A 20,998-nucleotide genomic window follows, 5' to 3' on the forward strand; every position below is an offset into this window, starting at 1 on the left:
TCGGATGATAACGTCAATTCTGAAAAAAAGAGATTGACATCAATCTGAGACTTCTTTATGATAAACGTATTCTTTATTCAGAAAATTACATACTCAACATTTTCTATCCAGAGAGGTGGAGGGACTGGCCCTATGAAACCTCGGCAACATTATTGTGCCAATTCCAGCAAGCGTCAGCTTGAAAGATAGGAAAGCAAGGTTTATACCGGCGTCTGTCTGTAACAGGGCACGCCTATATATGAATCTCTTTCCATCTTCGGAAAGAGATTTTTTTTATGAAAAAATATGATGAAAAGGATGTTTTGCACCATGACGGTTTTGGTTACAGCGCCGTACAACGAAGAAGGACGCAAAGAGCTTGAAAAATTGTTCGGCTCGGTTGCTTATCACACCTGGAAGGAGCAAGGCCGGGCATACCGGGAAGATGAAATCATTCAGCTATTAAAAGCAACAAATGCGACAGGCTTGATTACTGAGCTTGATCAAGTAACAGACAGCGTATTTGCTTCTGTTCCCGAACTTTCATTTGTCGGTGTGTGCAGGGGAATGCCCTCCAATGTGGATGTGGCCGCAGCATCAAAAAGAGGCATACCCGTTTTTTATACACCCGGGCGGAATGCGCAAGCCGTTGCTGAAATGTTTATCGGGAATGTGATTTCCTTTCTCCGCCATACCAGCACCTCGAATCAATGGCTGAAGGATGGAAAGTGGAAAAATGATTATTTGCAGGCTTATGTCAAATTTAAAGGAAATGAATTAACGGGAAAAACGGTCGGCATGGTTGGGTTCGGCGCGGTTGGTCAAAGGATTGCAAAACTGCTGACTGCGTTCGACTGTAAAATAAAGTATTACGATCCATACGTACAAGACGATCATCCTCAATATGAAAAAGTATCTCTTAAAACGGTTTTTTCAGTCAGTGATATCGTTTCTGTCCATCTGCCTCGTACCGAGGAAACACTTGGACTGATTGATCGGGCATATTTTGATCTGATGAAAGAGAGTGCGATTTTCGTCAATACTTCAAGAGCGGTTGTGGTAAACCGTGATGATCTTTTATCTGTATTAAAAGAACATAAAATCAGAGGAGCAATTTTAGATGTTTTTTATCATGAACCTCCAGAGGAATCGGATTACAAATTGATTTCATTGCCTAATGTTCTGGCAACACCGCATCTCGCTGGAGCAACCTTTGAAGTGGAGGATCATCACGTGACGATCCTGAATGAAGCCCTCAAAAAATGGAAGGTTGAAAAAACTCTTAATATTCCGACGTTGTATAACAAAGATAAGCTAAAAACAGAGGCATAAGAAAGGAGGCTAACGGAATGAAAAAACAAAAAGGCTATCTCGTTTTTGATATCGGTACAGGCAATGCGAGAGTAGCGATCGTGAGTGTATCAGGCAGTGTTCAAACGGTTGAACGGGAGGACATCGTGTATGCCACCGAGACGCTTTACCCGGACAGCCGTTATTTTTCTCCTCAGGTGCTGTGGAAACAAGTCATGAGATTGGCAAAACGTGCGCTTTCACGTTCGCATGATATTGACATAATAGGTTTGACATCGACGAGTCAAAGACAGGGGATTGTTCTGATCGATCAGAACGGCGACTCTTTTCTAGGGCTGCCGAACATTGATAACCGCGGCCGTGAGTGGGAGGAGAGCATACCCAATCAGGAAGAGATATCCAGCTGCACAGGGCGCCTGCCGACCGCACTTTTTTCTGCGCTCAAGCTTTATGGTTTAAAAGAACGCCAGCCCTCTTTATGGGAAAAAACGGCAAGCTTTACAAGCATCAGTGATTGGGTGACGTACCAGCTGAGCGGAATATTGACATATGAACCCTCACAGGCAACCGAAACCCTGCTGTTTGACGTGAAGCAAAACACTTGGTCAGAAGAGATGTGCGGCATATTCGGCTTCTCCCCATCAATCCTTCCGCCTCTTGTAAGAGCGGGAACAGCGATTGGAACGATAACAAATGAGTATGCGTCCGAATTAGGCCTTTCTATACATGCAAAGGTTATAGCAGGGGGCGGAGACACACAGCTGGCTGTAAAAAGCACCGGCGCTGCTCTTAAGGACATCGTCATCGTATCTGGGACAACAACGCCAATAACCAAAATTACTGCTGATCATGACGACACAAAACATAAAGCCTGGCTGAACTGCCATACAGAACATGGCCAATGGCTTGTGGAAACAAATCCGGGAATTACCGGCCTGAATTATCAAAAATTAAAACAGATTTTTTACCCGAATGAATCGTACGAAGTGATGGAGGAAGAGATTTCTGCACTTGCTAAAGAAGACAATGCATGTGTGGCGGCTCTCGGTTCTTATTTATCGGCAAAAAAGAATGCGTTAACGAGAGGCGGTTTTCTTTTTGATGCCCCGCTTTCAGCGCATTTAAAAAGAGCACATTTTGTACGTGCGGCGCTGCAAGAGATCGCATTTTCTATCAAATGGAACTTTGATATATTAACAGAGATTACTCCGTTTGAACGTGACTATGTTTGGGTGTGCGGAGGAGGATTCCAAAGCAAAGCGCTCACTCAATATATCGCGGACCTTCTTCAGAAAAAAATCTATGTCCAAGAGGGATATCATCAGGCATCTGTCGTAGGGGCTGCAGTCATTTGCAATGAAACCTTTCAATTGACGGAAGAGATGTCAGCAAATGTCCGGGTAATAGAACCGCAGGATAGTCAGGCCGAACTGGCTTTATATGAGGAATGGAAGCAAACACAGCGCTTTTTTTCAGGTTCAGAAAGCAAAGTGTTGTTATAAGGCGGCATTTGCTGCTGTTTTGAGGAATTATCTAATTTTCAGCTTTAATGAGGTAATACGGTAATTGATATTAGCATCTGAGGAGGAGACAGATATGTTTGATAAAATCGGAATACCAAAGCGGCTTGCCTGGGGGTTTTTAGGAGTTGTTTTGTTTATGATGGGAGACGGGCTTGAACAAGGCTGGCTCAGCCCTTTTCTGATCGAAAACGGGCTTACCGTTCAGCAATCCGCTTCAATTTTTAGCATTTACGGAATTGCGCTTGCCATAGCTTCTTGGTTTTCGGGTGTATGTCTTGAAGCATTTGGCGCAAAACGGACGATGTTTATGGGGCTGTTGTTTTATGTGATCGGTACAGCTGCCTTTATTGTGTTTGGATTTGAACAGCTGAACCTTCCTGTGATGTATGTGACTTACTTCGTAAAGGGTTTAGGCTACCCGCTTTTTGCTTATTCTTTCTTAACATGGGTCATCTACAGAACACCGCAAAACAAACTGAGCACTGCTGTCGGCTGGTTTTGGATTGCATATTGCCTGGGCATGTTTGTGTTCGGTGCTTGGTACTCAAGCTACGCGATCAAAGCGTTCGGTTATTTGAACACGCTTTGGAGCTCTATTTTCTGGGTATGTCTTGGTGCATTCTTCGCATTGTTTATCAATAAAGACCGTTTTGAAAAGAAGAAAAGAAAAAGATCAGAAACAGCTGAGGAGCTTTTAAAAGGAGTTACCATTCTTTTTACGAATCCGCGGGTGCTTACAGGCGGAATCATCAGAATTATCAACAGCATTGGTACATATGGTTTCCCAGTCTTTTTGCCGATGCACATGGCTCAGCATGGAATTTCAACCAATGTGTGGCTGCAGATTTGGGGAACGATTTTTCTGGGGAATATTGTGTTCAACCTTATCTTTGGAATTGTCGGCGATAAGTTCGGCTGGAAAAATACCGTTATTTGGTTCGGCGGAGTCGGCTGCGGCATTTTCACCGTCCTATTATATTATGCACCTGTTTTCTCCGGCGGAAGTTTAGCGGTTGTCAGCGTGATCGGCTTTATTTGGGGAGGTTTGCTGGCAGGCTATGTGCCGATTGGTGCAATTGTGCCGACGGTGGCCGGAAAAGACAAAGGAGCGGCCATGTCTGTATTGAATTTGGCTGCAGGTTTATCAGCGTTTGTCGGCCCTGCGCTCGCTTGGCTGTTCATCGGTTTCATCGGGGCGCAAGGTGTTGTCTGGATCTTTGCGATCCTTTATCTTGCGAGTGCGGTCATGACGAAATGCATTCATATACCTGAGGAAAAAGCAGTACAGGAGGAAACGTCTCCTCAATATGCATCTTAATCAGAAAGCGCCCTGTTTCAGGGGCGCTTTTTATCATTTATTCAGTAATGTAAGGATTTCCATGCTTGCAACAGCATTTACCACTATGCATCTTTTTTACTTGTTTCAAAGTTTATTAACTTTGTAAGTTATATAAGTATAAGAGGTGAAAATCTTGAAGGAAGTGATCAAGAATCAAGATGTCATAGCTGGTGCAGGTCCTGAATCGGACATTTAAAGGGAAGGGGATGTACATGCAGATCGAAAGAATGCCGTCCGTTCATTCTCTTGATTTTAAAATAGAATACACATTTGTATCATAAGGGACTCCATTTTGATACATGTACTGTCTTAAGACCCCTTCTTTTTGAAATCCCATTTTTACGAGCAGGCGATTTGATGCTTCATTTTCGGTAAATACAACTGCGCCAATACGCGTCAGTCCAAGGGCAGAAAATCCGTAGGATACAACCTTTGAAATGGCTTCTAATGCAAATCCGTTTCGCCAATGCGCCGGGACGATTTCATAACCGATCTCTGCACGCCTATGCTTTTGGGCCAAAGCATGAAAGCCAATTGTTCCGATCAATTCTTTAGTGTCTCTTCTTTCAATTCCCCACCGTATACCGCGCTTTTCTTGATAAAGGCCGGCAAACGTTTGAACCATTGAAGTTGCCTGTTCTATAGATTTCATGCTTTCAAGTCCGTAATAGCGTGTCACCTTATCGTTTGAAAAACAAACAAAAATGGCTTCTGCATCTTGATCTGTGATTTGCCTAAGTGTAAGCCGATCCGTTTCTAATACAGGAAACATTCAACCACTCCCCAAGTTTGTGTTTTCGTTTATGATATCCCTTTTATTTCCTCTTTTCTATAGTGAAATCAAACCTGAGGCAGCAAAGGAACAAATTTGTCTTTCTAGTTGCTCTTTGTTTTTGTTGAATTGTTTCAAACGATGGCCGTTTGCGCCTGATGGGTGGGGAAAGCCGCGAAGGTAAAATAAATTCCGGATGCAGTGCTGGCTGATCAGTGTATCACATACTGTTTCGGCTGCTTTTCCCAGCGGTATGAGAAGAGCCGGTTCTGTCAATTTATTGAGCTCCGCAGGGAAGTGCTCAAAAGCATAGGTGCTTAGGATAGGAGAGCGAGAAATAGCCGGCCTGTAGCCGGTATAGTTTTTTAGCTGAAAGAAGACAGGATATTTGATAACAGAAGTGGTATGAAGCATATGCCGCAAGTCTCCAAAAAGCTGTGAGGCGCTTTGAATGCCTAAAGCCTGCGGCAGCCCGCATAAATCCAGCATGTTGATCAGGTTATGCCTCATCGAACCGGAGAGACCTGCTGCTTTTTTCGTGTCTACCGCCATTTGCTCAAGAGACCGGCCGCGCCGCAGACTTTCTGCGGCTGTTTCGTATGCTGTTTTCATCTGAAAAAACCCCGGCGTGATTCCCGCAATCACAATTGTGGCAGCACGATTGATATATTCATTATGAGGTGAATAATAGATGCCAAGTTCGTTTTCTTGATGGAGACGAAATGGAGAAATGAGTAAATCGGACTTTGTAGGAGATGAAGGAAGAGAATGTAGCTTCTCTGCGAACTCCTTTAAGCAGCGGCGGTTTACAATCATGCATAGTCCTCCTTAAAAATGATACCCCATTGCCCATTCTGATCGTAACAACGGGATATCATTCATCTTTATCTGCTATTTAAATGTCCTGCCTTCCACACCTCTTTGACTGCTTGAGGAACTTCTTTCACTTCAGCTGTTGTTTGTTGAAATACGTTTTTTTTCATTTGGACATCCTGCTGAATCTTCTTTTGTTTTTGCGTCAGCAGCTCCGCCTCCGTCTTTAATCCTTCGACTTGTTTTTGCATTGCCTGCGTAACAGAGGTGAGCTCTTTTAGTGCGGGATCTATTTTTTTCTTGTTTTGAATCACATTAACCCCTAAGAAAATGATAGAAATAGCCAATACGGCGATGCTGATATAAACAATAACCATATGTTCACTCCTTTTCTTATGTCATTACCCTGTTTCCGCTTTTTTAATCAAAAGAAATGATATTTGCACAGGTCGTTTGATTTGCGTATTGGATTTGTTGTACTTATAATGTGATATCGTACATATGTAAACAAAGAAAGGGTGCTTCAATTGCAAAGTTTACAAAATAAAACTGCTCTTATCACAGGCGGAGGCAGAGGGATAGGCCGCGCAACAGCTCTTGCGCTTGCGAAAGAAGGCGTGAATATCGGGTTAATCGGCCGGACTGCCGCAAATGTTGAAAAAGTGGCTGAAGAAGTTAAAGCACTTGGTGTAAAAGCTGCATTTGCTGCTGCAGATGTAAAAGATGCCGACCAGGTTAATCAAGCTGTAGCTCAAGTGAAAGAACAGCTCGGTGATATCGATATCCTCATTAATAACGCTGGAATCAGCAAATTTGGCGGTTTCTTAGATCTGTCAGCTGATGAGTGGGAAGATATTATTCAAGTCAACCTAATGGGTGTGTATCATGTCACTCGCGCGGTGCTTCCGGAAATGATCGAACGCAAAGCCGGAGACATCATTAATATTTCTTCTACAGCGGGCCAAAGAGGAGCAGCTGTGACAAGTGCTTACAGCGCTTCTAAATTTGCGGTTCTCGGGTTAACTGAGTCTCTTATGCAAGAAGTGAGAAAGCATAATATTAGAGTCAGTGCGTTAACGCCAAGCACTGTCGCTAGTGATATGTCTATCGAATTGAACTTAACAGACGGTAATCCTGAAAAGGTTATGCAGCCAGAAGATCTTGCTGAATACATGGTGGCACAATTGAAATTAGATCCACGAATTTTCATCAAAACAGCGGGATTATGGTCAACAAATCCCTAAAAAATGAGAAGCCTGTCTTGCGACAGGCTTTTTTATTTGAATGTAATCCGCACTGGTAAGAAGACGTGAAAACCAGCAATCGTTTTTAATTGAAGATAATAGTGAAAATCAGCTATAATAGAACTAAATAAACTATGTACTAAATGTTCATTTGTTATTTTATATTCCGCTCCACATATAAACAGCTAACATTAGATTTTTGGATTATCAGTCTTTAATATAAAGAAGGAAACCAATAGATTTAAATTGAATATTTAGTACATAGTGTTCTCAGTTGACAGAAGAAGGAGTGCATATGATGAAAGAAGAAAAAAGAAGTTCAACTGGTTTTTTAGTTAAACAGCGTGCATTTTTGAAACTTTATATGATAACGATGACAGAGCAAGAGAGACTCTACGGATTGAAGCTGCTTGAAGTGCTTAGGTCTGAATTTAAAGAGATTGGTTTTAAACCAAATCATACAGAAGTATACCGATCTTTGCATGAGCTTCTTGATGACGGGATATTAAAGCAAATCAAAGTAAAAAAAGAAGGGGCTAAGCTCCAGGAAGTCGTCCTCTATCAATTTAAAGATTACGAGGCTGCCAAACTATATAAAAAACAGCTGAAAGTTGAGCTGGACCGCTGTAAAAAACTGATTGAAAAAGCGCTCTCAGATAACTTTTAAATATAAACAAACACCCGGCACAGCAGTATGCATCGGGTGTTTTCTGCTTTTCATTATACATATTTGTCGAAAAGAAACAATACAAATCAATGATGACCTTCAAACTTGACATCATTTCCTCACGTGGTAACATTTTAAACGTGTGAAAATGCGAACAAAAAAGCGAACAAAGGAGATGTTACCGATCTTTGATCAAAAGAAAGTAGCCTTTATAGGAGCAGGATCTATGGCGGAAGGAATGATATCAGGTATCGTTCGTGCCAACAAAATCCCGAAACAAAACATCTGCGTTACAAACCGCAGCAATACAGAGCGATTAGCTGAACTTGAACTTCAATATGGAATTACTGGCGCTACGCCCAATGAACTTTGTATTGAAGACATGGATGTACTCATTTTGGCAATGAAGCCAAAAGACGCTGAAAGCGCTCTGTCATCACTAAAATCACGTATTCAACCCCATCAATTAATATTGTCGGTCCTTGCCGGCATAACCACCTCTTATATTGAACAATCATTGCTTAATGAACAGCCGGTTGTCAGAGTGATGCCCAACACATCCAGTATGATTGGCGCTTCTGCAACGGCCATTGCGCTTGGCAAGTATGTGTCAAAAGACCTGAAAAAGCTGGCCGAAGCATTGCTCGGATGCATGGGTGAAGTCTATACAATTCAAGAAAATCAAATGGACATTTTCACCGGAATTGCCGGCAGCGGCCCCGCGTATTTTTATTATTTAATGGAATTCATTGAGAAGACAGGCGAGGAAGCAGGACTCGATAAACAGTTATCTCGAAGCATCGGAGCACAGACGCTTTTGGGTGCCGCAAAAATGCTCATGGAAACAGGCGAACAGCCTGAGGTCTTAAGGGACAATATCACGTCACCGAACGGAACGACCGCTGCCGGGCTGCAAGCCTTGAAAAAGAGCGGCGGCGGAGAAGCCATTTCTCAAGCGATCAAGCATGCGGCTATGCGTTCAAAGGAAATCAGCGACGATATCGAAAAAACAGCTGCCCCGCTATCAGGAGTGATAAAGTGACGTCCGATACTAACATGAAAAGAGTCGTTGTGAAAATTGGGAGCAGTTCATTAACAAGCCTTCATGGAGAAATCAGCATTCGAAAATTAGAAGCGTTGGTCGACCAGATCGCCAAACTTAAAGACGCCGGCTATGAAGTGATTTTGGTCTCTTCAGGCGCAGTGGCGGCAGGATATCGGAAGCTCGGATTTATCCAAAGACCCGAGAAGCTTCCAGAAAAACAGGCATCAGCTTCAATCGGCCAGGGCCTGCTGATGGAGGCTTATTCAAAGCTGTTTTTGGCGCATGGCTATGTTGCGTCCCAAATTTTAATTACGAGAAACGATTTTTCTGATGAATATCGATATAACAATGTCCGGAATACAATGAATGTACTGCTCGAACGCGGCATCATCCCAATTATAAACGAAAACGACACAGTTACCGTCAATCGGCTCAAGTTTGGCGACAATGATACACTAGCGGCAAAAGTCGCCGGATTAATTGATGCGGATATGCTTGTGATTTTATCAGATATTGATGGCTTATATGACGGCAATCCGCGCACAAATCCAGAAGCAAAAAGGATGCAGCGGGTGAGTGAGATAACGCCTGACATCGAAGCGTGCGCAGGTGATACTGGCAGCGGCGTCGGTACCGGCGGCATGCGCTCTAAGCTTGATGCGTTTAAAATCGTAATGGCTTCTGGCATTAAAGGATTTCTTGGTCAGGCAGATGCAAAAGATATTCTATATAAAGCTGTTCATCAAGAGGCAGAAGGCACCTATTTTGAAGCAGAGGGAACGCTTCCGTTAAACCATAAAGAGCAGTGGATCGCTTTTAATTCGGGCCCAGAAGGTGAAATGATTTTATCAGATGATTATTCACGAAAAATAACAAACGGGCAATCGAGTTTATATCTGGACGGTGTACAGGAGATTAAAGGGAAATTCAAAAGCGGATCAGTTGTTCGGCTGATGGATTCTCAAGGGGCAGAAATCGGGCTCGGAATCGTCAATTATTCTTCTGTACAGCTTCAAGAACTCGATAAGAAAAAAGAGCTGATGAACAAAGCAGTAATTGATCAGGAAGCATTTGTGTGCCATGTGGATTTATCTTTGCCTGTATATTAATCTGACAAGAGCAAAAAACCCGAAGCTTCTTTATAGAAGCTCGGGTTCGTTTTTTTATTGATACTGCTCCAGCTTAGAGAAGAATTGAATGACAAACTCATAAAAGTCATTCGCAGACGGCGCAAGCTCTCTGTTTTTCGGTTTAATAATTCCGACAGTCCGTTTCACTTGAGGGAACTCAATTGGAATTTTCACAGTAAAACGAGGGGTTGTTTCAGCAAACGTGCTTTCAGGCAGAAGGGTAACGCCCATTCCCGCGGACACCAAGCCCTTAATGGCATCCAAATCCTCACCCTCTGTAGAAACGAGAGGGGCAAAACCGGCTTGTTTGCAAGCATCAATTGCCATTTTTCTAAGCACAAATCCTTCCGGAAACAAAACAAATTGGTCATTGCGTAAATCGATTAAATGAACCGTTTTTTGTTTGGCAAGCGGATGATTTAATGGAACAAGCGCGTAAATTTTCTCTGTGAATAAAATTTTTCCTGTTATGTTCGGAAAGTTCGTCGGCACCGGCCCTAATAAGGCCAAATCAATATCGCGGGTTCTGACAGCTTCAATCAGAAACTTATAGGAGCCTTGTCGCAGCAAAAATTCTACGTGCGGATATTCTTCTTTAAATGCTGAAATCACAGTCGGCAAAAGCTGGCTGGCGAGGCTTGTAGGAAAGCCGATCTTTACCGTCCCGCGATGCGGGTCGAGATACTCATCAATTTGTTCTTTCGCATAATCGATGGCTTTCATTGCCGTTTTCACATGAATCAAAAATTCTTTTCCGATCGGCGTGAGTTTGATATTTCTCCCTTCACGCTCAAATAAAGTCACATTTAATTCTTCTTCAAGATTTGCAATTTGTCTGCTGATTGCTGATTGGGCCACATGCAAATGATCAGCAGCTTCTGAAACGTGTTCACGTTCAGCCACCTCCATAAAATAGCGCAGTTGGCGCAGCTCCATGTTTGTCTCACATCCATCTATCTCATTTTGAGATTCTTTTGATCTAAATTATATATTGTTTATATCGTTTTGAAAACCTACAATGATTATAGAGTTGTAAGATTTTATGACCGGTATTATCGGAAATTGATCGGGGGAGAGGAATTATGACGTACAATCAAATGCCAAAAGCTCAAGGTCTCTACCGTCCTGAATTTGAACATGATGCATGCGGAATCGGCCTATATGCGCACTTAAAGGGCAAGCAGACTCATGACATCGTCAAACAGGGGCTTAAGATGCTTTGCCAGCTAGACCACAGAGGAGGTCAAGGCAGTGACCCGGATACAGGAGACGGAGCCGGCTTACTGGTTCAAATCCCTGATGCTTTCTTTAGGAAAGAGTGCAAAGACATCAATCTGCCGGAAAAAGGGCGTTACGGGGTAGGAATGGTCTTTTTCTCACAGAAGGAAGATGAAAGAATAAAAATCGAAAAGCAAATCAATGCACTGATTGAACAAGAAGGCCAAGCCGTTCTTGGATGGAGAACTGTACCTGTAAATGTCGGAAAAATCGGAACAGTGGCACAGAAAAGCTGTCCGTTTGTCCGTCAAGTATTTATCGGCGCAAGTTCTGATCTGAAGGACAATTTGTCTTTTGAACGAAAATTGTATGTCATTCGTAAACAGGCTGAAAACTGGGGAGTAACGGAAGGTCTTGATTTTTATTTTGCCAGTCTTTCAAGCCAGACCATTGTTTACAAAGGCCTTTTAACACCTGAACAAGTTGATGCGTTTTATTCTGATCTGCAAGATGAAGCATTCGTTTCTGCTTTTGCACTTGTCCATTCACGTTTCAGCACCAACACATTCCCTACATGGGAAAGAGCGCATCCAAACCGTTATTTGGTTCATAACGGTGAAATTAACACCCTTCGCGGAAACATTAACTGGATGAGAGCGCGTGAGCAGCAATTTGTTTCTGAAAGCTTCGGTGAGGACTTGAACAAGATTCTTCCGATTCTGAATGCTGACGGCAGTGACTCTTCCATTTTGGATAACGCATTTGAGTTTTTTGTAATGGCTGGACGCAAACCGGCACATACAGCGATGATGCTCATTCCTGAGCCATGGACGGAAAATACGCATATGTCTAAGGAAAAGAGAGCGTTCTACGAGTACCATAGTTCCCTAATGGAGCCTTGGGACGGACCGACAGCCATTTCATTTACTGACGGAAAACAAATCGGTGCGATCCTTGACCGGAATGGTCTCCGTCCGGCCCGTTATTATGTAACAAAAGATGATTATATTATCTTCTCATCTGAAGTAGGCGTTATTGAAGTTGAACAGGAGAACGTTTTATATAAAAACCGTCTAGAACCTGGAAAAATGCTGTTAATCGACCTGGAAGAAGGCCGGATTATCTCAGATGAAGAAGTCAAAACACAAATTGCAACTGAGTTCCCGTACCAAAAGTGGCTTGAGGAAGAGCTTGTCCAAGTAAATCCTGATCCGGAATCAAGAGAGGAAGAACAATTTACAGATCTTCTTACTCGTCAGAAGGCATTCGGATACACATATGAAGATATCCAAAAATATTTAATTCCTGTCATTAAAGAAGGCAAAGATCCTCTTGGTTCAATGGGGAATGACGCGCCGCTTGCTGTTCTGTCAGACCGCGCGCAATCACTGTTTAACTACTTTAAGCAGCTGTTTGCACAAGTAACGAACCCGCCAATCGACGCGATTCGTGAGCAGCTTGTGACATCTACGATGACTTGGCTAGGTGCAGAAGGGGATCTTCTTCACCCAAGTGAGCGAAACGTTCGCCGGATTAAACTATATACACCTGTTTTATCCAATGAACAGTTTTATGCATTAAAAACGATTGTTCATCCTGATTTAAAAAGCCAAAAAATCGATGTGCTGTTTTCAGAGGATCTTGAACGCGGATTAAAGGACATGTTCACACAGGCAGAAAAAGCCATCAGCCAAGGTGTAAGCCTGTTAATTTTATCAGACAAAAAGATGAACGGACGCCTGACACCAATTCCGCCGCTTCTGGCAGTCAGCGCGCTGCATCAGCATTTAATCCGCAAGGGGCTGCGTACAAAAGTCAGCATTATTGTGGAATCAGGAGAAGCGCGTGAAGTGCATCACTTTGCAGCTTTAATCGGTTATGGTGCGGATGCGATTAATCCTTATCTCGCTTATGCGACTTACAAGCAGGAAATTGATGAAGGCCGTTTAGATATTAGCTATGAAGAAGCGGTCAGCAAATATGGAAAAAGCATTACTGAAGGTGTCGTAAAAGTCATGTCCAAGATGGGGATTTCAACTGTACAAAGCTACAGAGGCGCCCAAATCTTTGAGGCAGTAGGAATCAGCCGCGATGTGATTGACCGCTATTTCACAGGAACTGCATCACAGCTCGGCGGCATCGACTTGAACACAATTGCAGAAGAGGCGCAGCGCCGCCACCGGGAAGCGTATCAGGATGATTACAGCAAAACGCTTGAACCGGGAAGTGACTTCCAATGGAGAAACGGCGGAGAGCATCACGCGTTTAACCCAAAAACGATTCATACCTTGCAATGGGCGTGCCGAAGAAATGATTACAATCTGTTTAAACAATATACAAAAGCGGCAGATGAAGAGCGCATTGGATTTTTAAGGAACTTGTTCGCATTTGACGGAGACCGCAAGCCTCTGAAATTGGAGGAAGTTGAATCCGCTGAATCGATTGTCAAACGCTTTAAAACGGGTGCGATGTCATTTGGATCCTTAAGTAAGGAAGCGCATGAAGCTTTAGCAATCGCAATGAACCGTCTTGGCGGGAAAAGCAACAGCGGTGAGGGCGGAGAAGATCCGAAACGCTTTGTTCCAGATAAAAACGGCGATGACAGAAGAAGCGCGATCAAACAAATTGCATCCGGACGTTTCGGTGTCAAAAGCCATTACCTTGTTAATGCAGATGAGCTGCAGATTAAAATGGCGCAAGGCGCTAAGCCGGGTGAAGGCGGACAGCTGCCTGGCAACAAGGTATATCCTTGGGTTGCCGATGTCCGCGGATCAACGCCTGGTGTCGGATTAATCTCACCGCCGCCGCACCACGACATTTATTCGATTGAGGATTTAGCCCAGCTGATCCACGATTTGAAAAATGCCAACCGTGACGCAAGAATCAGCGTAAAGCTGGTGTCAAAAGCAGGCGTTGGCACAATCGCTGCAGGTGTTGCCAAAGCAACCGCAGATGTCATTGTGATCAGCGGTTACGACGGAGGTACAGGTGCCTCTCCGAAAACCAGTATTAAACATACAGGGCTTCCGTGGGAGCTTGGCCTTGCCGAAGCACATCAAACGTTAATGCTAAACGGACTCCGTGACCGTGTTGTATTAGAAACAGACGGAAAGCTCATGACAGGCCGAGACGTTGTGATGGCTGCCTTGCTCGGCGCCGAAGAATTCGGTTTCGCAACGGCTCCGTTAGTTGTACTCGGTTGTGTCATGATGCGTGCCTGCCATTTGGATACATGTCCTGTCGGTGTAGCGACACAAAATCCAGAGCTTCGCAAAAAGTTCATGGGCGATCCTGATCATATTGTGAACTATATGCTGTTCATTGCTGAAGAAGTTCGTGAGTACATGGCTGCGTTAGGCTTCAAGACATTTGATGAAATGATCGGACGCACTGACGTACTTCATGTGAGTGAACGGGCGAAGGCGCATTGGAAAGCAAGCCAGCTTGATTTGTCTACACTTCTTTATCAGCCTGAAGGCGTACGGACGTTCCAATCGCCGCAAAATCATAAGATTGATCAATCACTTGATATTATAGCGATTCTCCCGGCCGTACAAGAAGCCATCGAGTCTGGAAAAGAAGCGGATGTTTCTATTCAAATCAACAATACAAACCGTGTAGCCGGAACGATAACAGGCAGTGAAATTTCGAAACGCTACGGAGAAGAAGGGCTTCCTGAAGATACGATCAAGCTGCAGTTTACCGGATCAGCCGGACAAAGCTTTGGAGCCTTCGTTCCTAAAGGGATGACGCTTTATTTGGACGGAGACTCAAATGATTATGTCGGAAAAGGGCTTTCTGGCGGAAAAATCATCGTCAAGTCACCGGAAGGATTCAATTCCGCTTCAGATGACAACGTCATTATCGGCAACGTAGCTTTCTACGGCGCGACAAGCGGAGAAGCATATATTAACGGACGTGCGGGTGAACGCTTTGCCGTTCGGAACAGTGGTGTGAACGTGGTTGTAGAAGGTATTGGCGACCACGGCTGTGAATACATGACTGGGGGAAGTGTTGTCGTACTCGGAGATGTAGGCAAAAACTTCGCGGCAGGTATGTCCGGCGGAATCGCTTATGTACTGGCCGAAGATGTAAAAGCGTTTAAACGCAAATGCAACCTTGAGATGATTTTATTTGAATCATTAGAGGATGAAAAAGAAACCCAGCAAATCAAAGCAATGCTTGAAAAACATGCTGCGTATACAAACAGCCAAAAAGCTACAGACCTGCTTGATCAGTGGGAAGACAGCGTGAAAAAATTCATCAAAGTCATTCCGAAAAACTATAAACAAATGCTCGCAAGTATCGAAGAGCAAAAAGCTGCAGGCTTATCAGATGAAGAAGCTGTCATGTACGCATTTGAAGCCAACACGAAGCCAAAGCAGAATACAGCGTCATCGGGACAAAAACAAGCGGTAGTACAGTAAGGAAGGGGAGAGGAACATGGGGAAACCAACTGGATTTATGGAGATCAAACGAGAAAAACCTGCTGAGCGGGACCCTCTCACTCGCTTAAAGGATTGGAAAGAATATTCTGCTCCTTTTTCAGAAGAAGCATCGAAACGGCAGGGGGCGCGGTGTATGGATTGCGGTACACCGTTTTGCCAGATCGGTGCAGACATTAACGGATTTACATCCGGCTGTCCGATTTACAACTTAATTCCTGAATGGAATGATCTTGTCTACCGGGGCAGATGGAAAGAAGCATTGGAACGCCTTTTGAAAACAAACAACTTTCCTGAATTCACAGGGCGGGTATGTCCCGCTCCTTGTGAAGGATCATGTACATTAGCGATTTCAGACCCGGCCGTATCCATTAAAAATATCGAACGGACCATTATCGACAAAGGATTTGAGAATGGTTGGATTCAGCCTAGAATTCCTAAAAAACGAACAGGCAAAAAAGTGGCCATCGTTGGATCAGGCCCGGCCGGACTGGCGAGTGCTGACCAGCTGAATCAAGCGGGGCATTCCGTCACTGTGTTTGAACGCTCAGACAGAGCGGGCGGCCTTTTAACATACGGCATTCCGAACATGAAGCTTGAGAAAGGCATTGTAGAACGCCGGGTTAAATTGCTGACGCAAGAAGGAATTGATTTTGTCACGAACACAGAAATTGGCGTTGACATTACAGCTGATGAGCTGAAAGAGCAATTTGATGCTGTGATTCTGTGCACAGGCGCACAAAAACAACGGGATCTATTAATTGAAGGACGCAACTCAAAAGGAGTCCATTACGCGATGGACTACCTGACACTCGCAACAAAAAGCTATTTAGATTCTAACTTTAAAGACAAGAAGTTTATTGATGCAAAAGGAAAAGATGTCATCGTAATCGGGGGCGGAGACACAGGAGCTGACTGCGTGGCTACTGCTCTGCGACAAAAAGCTAAAAGTGTGCACCAATTCGGCAAACACCCGAAACTTCCGCCAGCCCGCACGAATGACAATCAGTGGCCTGAACAGCCGCACGTCTTTACGCTTGAATATGCGTATGAAGAAGCGGAAGCAAAATTCGGAAGAGATCCGAGAGAATACTCCATTCAAACGACAAAAATGGTTGCGGATAAAAACGGAAAGCTGAAAGAGCTTCATACCATCCAAATGGAAAAAGTGAAAAATGAGCACGGAAAATACGAGTTCCGCGAGCTGCCCGGGACGGAAAAAGTATGGCCTGCTCAGCTTGTCTTTATCGCTATCGGCTTTGAAGGCACAGAACAGCCGCTGTTGAAACAGTTCGGTGTCAATTCTGTAAATAACAAAATCAGCGCAGCATATGGGGATTATCAAACAAATATCGATGGCGTATTTGCCGCAGGGGATGCAAGAAGAGGCCAAAGCTTAATCGTATGGGCGATTAATGAAGGCCGTGAAGTAGCGCGCGAAGTGGATCGATATTTGATGGGGAGTTCAGTTCTTCCGTAAATAAAGGGGATTATTATATAAAAGAAACCGGTCTGATTGCCAGCCGGTTTCTTTTTTTTATTCCATTACGATTCCGATGTTGCCAAACTGTCTGCCTTCCTGCATTCTGGTATATGCCTCACACGCTTTTTCTAAAGGATATGTGCGGTCAAGTACAGGGCGCAGCTGATGTTTTTCAATGAAAGCGAGCATATCATGAAATTCTTCACAGCTCCCCATCGAGGTTCCCAATACATTGATCTGAGGAAAGAATAAAGAGCGCACCGGAAAACTGAGGTCGTCACCTGAGCTTGCCCCAAAGCTGACAATACGGCCGTTCGGTTTAACATGGCGGAAGTATTCCGAAAAGAGGGCGGGGCCTATGCTGTCAAGAACAACATCAGCCTTTTCTCCCTGCAGCTGTTCATCCCAATTGCTGTAGCTGTCAAATGCGTAATCAGCACCTAATTGCAGCGCTTTTTTTCTTTTCTTCTCACTGCGAGAGGTCACACTTACTTTCGCCCCGATCGCTTTAGCCATGAATAAAGCGTAGGTTGCAACACCGCTGCCGATGCCGGGTATCAATAGATGCTCGTCTTTTTTCAATTGGGATTTTGTAAACAGGGCCCGATATGCGGTTAAAGCGGATAAAGGCAAAACGCCTGCTTCTTCCCAGGATAAATAAGAAGGTTTTTTGATTGCATTTTGTGAAGGGATGATCACGTATTCAGCAAGCGTTCCGTCAGAAGGGCCGCCCAAAATCTCCGGAACAGGCGGCACATTCTCTGTCAAATCCCAGTTCAATGTCGGGAAAATGATTACTTCTGTTTGAACAGCAACGTTTTTCACGCCTTCACCAACCTCTTCAATGATACCGGCGCCGTCAGAGCCCAGTATCACATGAGGATCTCGTTCAGATTTGTTATTCATAAGAAACAGGTCGCGATGGTTTAGACCTGCAGATTTTAATTTGACTTTTACCTCTCCGTATCCAGGCTTTTTTGATGGAACGTCTTGAAAGGATAACCCCTGAAGTCCGGTTTTTCCGTTGTGAATTACAGCTTTCATGCTGTCTGCCTCCTCATTGAATTGTATTTTCATATCTTTACATATTTTACATAGCGGTTTTCTTCGAGTAAAATGAACAAATATGATAGCCGATATCACTTTTTATCATAGCAAGAAGGTGAGTGCCTGTGGAAAGCGGAGATTTAAGGATTTTTCGGGCTGTTGCCCGTGAAGGAAGTATAACGAAAGCAGCCCGAATGCTGAATTATGTTCAATCGAATGTGACAGCCAGAATACATAACCTTGAGGAAGATTTGAAGATCAAACTTTTTCATCGAACGAATCGCGGGATGAAACTGACAGCTGCCGGAGAAAACCTATTGCAATACGCAGAGCAAGTATTATCACTGCTGGACAAAGCTGAAAAATCGGCACAGGTGGGCCAGCATCCGAAAGGGCCTTTGCGGGTCGGATCGTTGGAAACAACAGCGGTAACGCATCTGCCCGAGCATGCGGCCTCCTTCCTCAGGCGTTTTCCTGAAGTTGATTTATCAGTGAACACAGCTGATACACACAATTTGATTCAACAGGTTCTTGATCATAAGGTTGATGGCGCTTTTGTATACGGACCGGTTGAGCAAACGGATATCAGACAAATCCCTGTTTCCCGTGATGAATTGGTTTTGATTTCATCACGGGAGGGGACGGCAGAAGACATGCTTCGGCAGCCGATGCTCTTTTTTGGAGCTGGCTGTTCTCATCGTGCCAGGGTCAAGAGATTGCTGAAGGAAGCAGGTATTCAAAATCAAAAAATCATAGAGTTTGGCACATTGGAAGCTATTTTAAGAGGAGTATCCGCCGGTTTGGGTACGGCGCTGCTTCCGAAGTCCGCTGTTGACTGCTCTACCCATGGTGCAAATGTATATATTCATCAGCTGCCAGCAGCGTATCAAGACTTAGAGATCGTATTTATATACAGAAAGGACTTTTTTATGACGAGTGCGTTTCAGACATTTATTGATGAGGTAAACGAAATGAAAAGATGAAGACTGTTACGCTGCATAAGCTGAACTAAGAACGTAGCCGATTGTCAAGAAAGCCGGCATATGGAGTATCACCAAACCGTATTAAAGGCATTCGGATTGATATAGGCAGGAGGATGTTGTTTCCGTTCTTATATAAAGGTCGCATACAAAAAAACTGTACTCAATTGAAGCGAGTACAGTTTTTTTCTTTTATTTCCGTTTTAAATCAATGCCGATCGCCGCGCCGTTTCTGCTTGAATCAGCTACGCCTTTAAAGGTGCCGTTTTCATGGTCGATAGAAATGCTTTGTACGTTTCCGATATCCACCGGGCTTTTGCCGAATTTGTGGCCCATGCCGTTTAGTTTGCTGAGAACATCTTCAGGAACTCCGTCTTCATAGCGGTAAGAGCTCATGCTGTTTGTGTAAATTCTCGGCTCTTCAACAGCTGCTTTTAATTCCATGCCATATTCGATGTGATAGAGAATGGTTTGCAAAACGGACGAAATAATGGTGGCCCCGCCAGGAGATCCGACGGTGAGGACAGGCTTGTCATCCTTAAATAAAATGGTCGGGGTCATGCTGCTTAAAGGCCGTTTGTTTGGCTGTACTTCGTTGGCTCCGCCTGGAACCGCATCAAAATCTGTTAGTTCATTGTTTAAAATGACGCCGTAATCAGGGACCATAATACCCGTTCCGAATAGCTGTTCAATTGTCGTCGTATAGGAAACAACATTTCCCCAGCGGTCGGCAACTGTAAAGTGGGTTGTTTGGCCTTCTACTTTGTCTTTCGGCTGTTCGACTTGCTTATAGTTTGCCGATCCTTCTTGGTATTTCCAAGGATCACCGGCTTTCGGTTTTTTATTGACTTGATCTAAGTTAATTAATTGCTGGCGTTCTTTAATATAATCGGGGTGAAGCAGGCCTTTGAGAGGAACGTTTACAAATTCGGGATCACCTGCATAAGACGCACGGTCGGCATAAGACAAATGCATCGTTTCAGCAAGCAGTTGATATTTTTCCCATGAGCGGACATCGTATTGTGAAAGGTTAAAATCATCAAGTATTTCCAGCATTTGCAATAAGAAAATACCGCCAGAGCTTGGAGGAGGAGTAGTGGCGATTTGATAGCCTTGATAGTCTCCCCAAATCGGTTCATCGATTGTGATGTCATAATTTTCTAAATCCTTTTTCGTCATTGATCCGCCGAAATCCTGTACAGTGTCAGAAAGCGCTTTGGCGAATTTTCCTTCATAAAAAGCGTCAGTGCCTTTTGAGCGAATGAGCTTAAACGTTTTTGCCAAATCCTTTTGAACCAGTGTATCGCCTTCTTTAAGCGGCTCGCCATTTGGCAAAAATACATCTTTTGCAGCAGTCCGTGACAGCTTTTCCTGATAATCAGAAATCGCATCCGCCAACACCGAATCAATCGGAAAGCCTTTTTCAGCGAGTTTAATAGAAGGGGTGATTAATTGCTTCATTGAACGGGTTCCCCATTTATCCAGAGCTTCTTCCAGCCCTTTCAGCGTACCTGGAACACCGACGGCAGTACCTTTTGTCACACGTTCAGAGAAAGGAATCGCTTTGCCGTCTTCATCGAGAAACATATCAGGAGTTGCACCTGCTGGAGCGCGTTCACGGCTGTCAATGATCGTTGTATCCTTTGTTTTTCCGTCATACACCATCATAAAGCCGCCGCCGCCAATGCCTGACATCATCGGCTCTGTTACATTGAGCGCAAATTGAATGGCAACTGCCGCGTCAATGGCATTTCCTCCTTTTTTCAGTACATCAGCACCGATTTCCGATGCGAGAGGATGTGCGCTAGCAACCATGCCATCTTTCCCAACATCTACTTGTTTGTACTCGTCATAGCTTTTGGGCGGCTTTTTCGCTTCCGCGTGAAAAGGGACACTTCCAGCGACTAACAGAACACTAAGCAGAGCTGTTAAACAGACGTTCCACGTTCTTTTCATGTTCTCCCTCCTATATGAAGCTGTTATGTTACAATCTTAGCGTAAA

The 20,998-nt window shown here is 44.1% G+C and carries 15 protein-coding genes, 1 pseudogene and 1 riboswitch; of the genes and pseudogenes, 10 read left to right on the top strand and 6 right to left on the bottom strand.

Annotated features, from left to right (window positions below):
- Positions 1-100: 100 nt before the first annotated feature.
- A riboswitch (SAM riboswitch) is annotated at positions 101-192 on the top strand.
- Positions 193-285: 93 nt separating this feature from the next.
- From BSI_RS02045 to BSI_RS02035, 3 genes are all read left to right on the top strand, one after another.
- Complete coding sequence (locus BSI_RS02045; RefSeq protein ID WP_080030912.1) at positions 286-1,311, top strand: 2-hydroxyacid dehydrogenase; 1,026 nt, start codon at positions 286-288, stop codon at positions 1,309-1,311.
- 17 nt (positions 1,312-1,328) lie between these two features.
- Positions 1,329-2,792: an FGGY-family carbohydrate kinase gene (locus tag BSI_RS02040; protein WP_003241904.1), complete on the top strand. Its 1,464-nt coding sequence runs from the start codon at positions 1,329-1,331 to the stop codon at positions 2,790-2,792.
- 94 nt (positions 2,793-2,886) lie between these two features.
- On the top strand, positions 2,887-4,131 hold the full coding sequence (locus tag BSI_RS02035; RefSeq protein WP_003241906.1) for an MFS transporter: 1,245 nt from the start codon (positions 2,887-2,889) through the stop codon (positions 4,129-4,131).
- A gap of 259 nt (positions 4,132-4,390) precedes the next feature.
- Here BSI_RS02035 and BSI_RS02030 read toward each other — a convergent pair whose 3' ends face one another.
- The 3 genes and pseudogenes from BSI_RS02030 to BSI_RS02020 all read right to left on the bottom strand — a co-directional run bounded on the left by BSI_RS02030 (position 4,391) and on the right by BSI_RS02020 (position 6,114).
- Positions 4,391-4,924 carry a GNAT family N-acetyltransferase gene (locus tag BSI_RS02030; protein ID WP_003241908.1) on the bottom strand — a complete coding sequence of 178 codons (534 nt, stop codon included), beginning with the start codon at positions 4,922-4,924 and terminating at the stop codon, positions 4,391-4,393.
- Positions 4,925-4,967: 43 nt separating this feature from the next.
- Positions 4,968-5,740 (bottom strand): annotated as a pseudogene (locus tag BSI_RS02025) (hypothetical protein).
- Positions 5,741-5,808: 68 nt separating this feature from the next.
- Positions 5,809-6,114, bottom strand: coding sequence for a DUF948 domain-containing protein (locus BSI_RS02020; RefSeq protein ID WP_003241913.1), 306 nt, complete (start codon positions 6,112-6,114; stop codon positions 5,809-5,811).
- Positions 6,115-6,264: 150 nt separating this feature from the next.
- Here BSI_RS02020 and BSI_RS02015 point away from each other — a divergent pair, with 150 nt between their 5' ends.
- The 4 genes from BSI_RS02015 to proB all read left to right on the top strand — a co-directional run bounded on the left by BSI_RS02015 (position 6,265) and on the right by proB (position 9,802).
- On the top strand, positions 6,265-6,981 hold the full coding sequence (locus BSI_RS02015; protein WP_003241915.1) for a 3-ketoacyl-ACP reductase: 717 nt from the start codon (positions 6,265-6,267) through the stop codon (positions 6,979-6,981).
- A 298-nt stretch (positions 6,982-7,279) separates the two neighbouring features.
- Complete coding sequence (gene rtp / locus BSI_RS02010; RefSeq protein WP_003220337.1) at positions 7,280-7,648, top strand: replication termination protein; 369 nt, start codon at positions 7,280-7,282, stop codon at positions 7,646-7,648.
- A gap of 148 nt (positions 7,649-7,796) precedes the next feature.
- Complete coding sequence (gene proC / locus BSI_RS02005) at positions 7,797-8,690, top strand: pyrroline-5-carboxylate reductase (RefSeq protein WP_080030916.1); 894 nt, start codon at positions 7,797-7,799, stop codon at positions 8,688-8,690.
- Positions 8,687-9,802, top strand: a complete 1,116-nt coding sequence (gene proB, locus BSI_RS02000) for a glutamate 5-kinase (RefSeq protein WP_003241920.1) — start codon at positions 8,687-8,689, stop codon at positions 9,800-9,802. Before proC ends, proB begins: the two co-directional genes overlap by 4 nt.
- 54 nt (positions 9,803-9,856) lie before the next feature.
- Here proB and gltC read toward each other — a convergent pair whose 3' ends face one another.
- Complete coding sequence (gene gltC / locus BSI_RS01995; protein WP_003241922.1) at positions 9,857-10,759, bottom strand: glutamate biosynthesis transcriptional regulator GltC; 903 nt, start codon at positions 10,757-10,759, stop codon at positions 9,857-9,859.
- A gap of 146 nt (positions 10,760-10,905) precedes the next feature.
- On the opposite strand from gltC, the gene gltB reads away from it, so the two are divergent.
- Positions 10,906-15,468, top strand: coding sequence for a glutamate synthase large subunit (gene gltB, locus BSI_RS01990; protein WP_003241923.1), 4,563 nt, complete (start codon positions 10,906-10,908; stop codon positions 15,466-15,468).
- Positions 15,469-15,484: 16 nt separating this feature from the next.
- Entirely contained in the window at positions 15,485-16,966 is a 1,482-nt protein-coding gene (gene gltD, locus BSI_RS01985) for a glutamate synthase small subunit (protein WP_003241925.1), read from the top strand.
- A 57-nt stretch (positions 16,967-17,023) separates the two neighbouring features.
- On the opposite strand, the gene BSI_RS01980 is transcribed toward gltD, so the two are convergent.
- Positions 17,024-18,013 (bottom strand): zinc-binding dehydrogenase, encoded by a 990-nt coding sequence (locus BSI_RS01980; RefSeq protein WP_003241927.1) that lies wholly within the window; start codon positions 18,011-18,013, stop codon positions 17,024-17,026.
- A 128-nt stretch (positions 18,014-18,141) separates the two neighbouring features.
- Here BSI_RS01980 and yofA point away from each other — a divergent pair, with 128 nt between their 5' ends.
- Positions 18,142-18,999 carry a LysR family transcriptional regulator YofA gene (yofA, locus tag BSI_RS01975; protein WP_003241929.1) on the top strand — a complete coding sequence of 286 codons (858 nt, stop codon included), beginning with the start codon at positions 18,142-18,144 and terminating at the stop codon, positions 18,997-18,999.
- A 189-nt stretch (positions 19,000-19,188) separates the two neighbouring features.
- Here yofA and ggt read toward each other — a convergent pair whose 3' ends face one another.
- Positions 19,189-20,952 carry a gamma-glutamyltransferase gene (ggt, locus tag BSI_RS01970; protein ID WP_003241931.1) on the bottom strand — a complete coding sequence of 588 codons (1,764 nt, stop codon included), beginning with the start codon at positions 20,950-20,952 and terminating at the stop codon, positions 19,189-19,191.
- Positions 20,953-20,998 lie beyond the last annotated feature (46 nt).

This window comes from Bacillus inaquosorum KCTC 13429, assembly GCF_000332645.1.
In the GTDB taxonomy this organism is placed as follows: domain Bacteria; phylum Bacillota; class Bacilli; order Bacillales; family Bacillaceae; genus Bacillus; species Bacillus inaquosorum.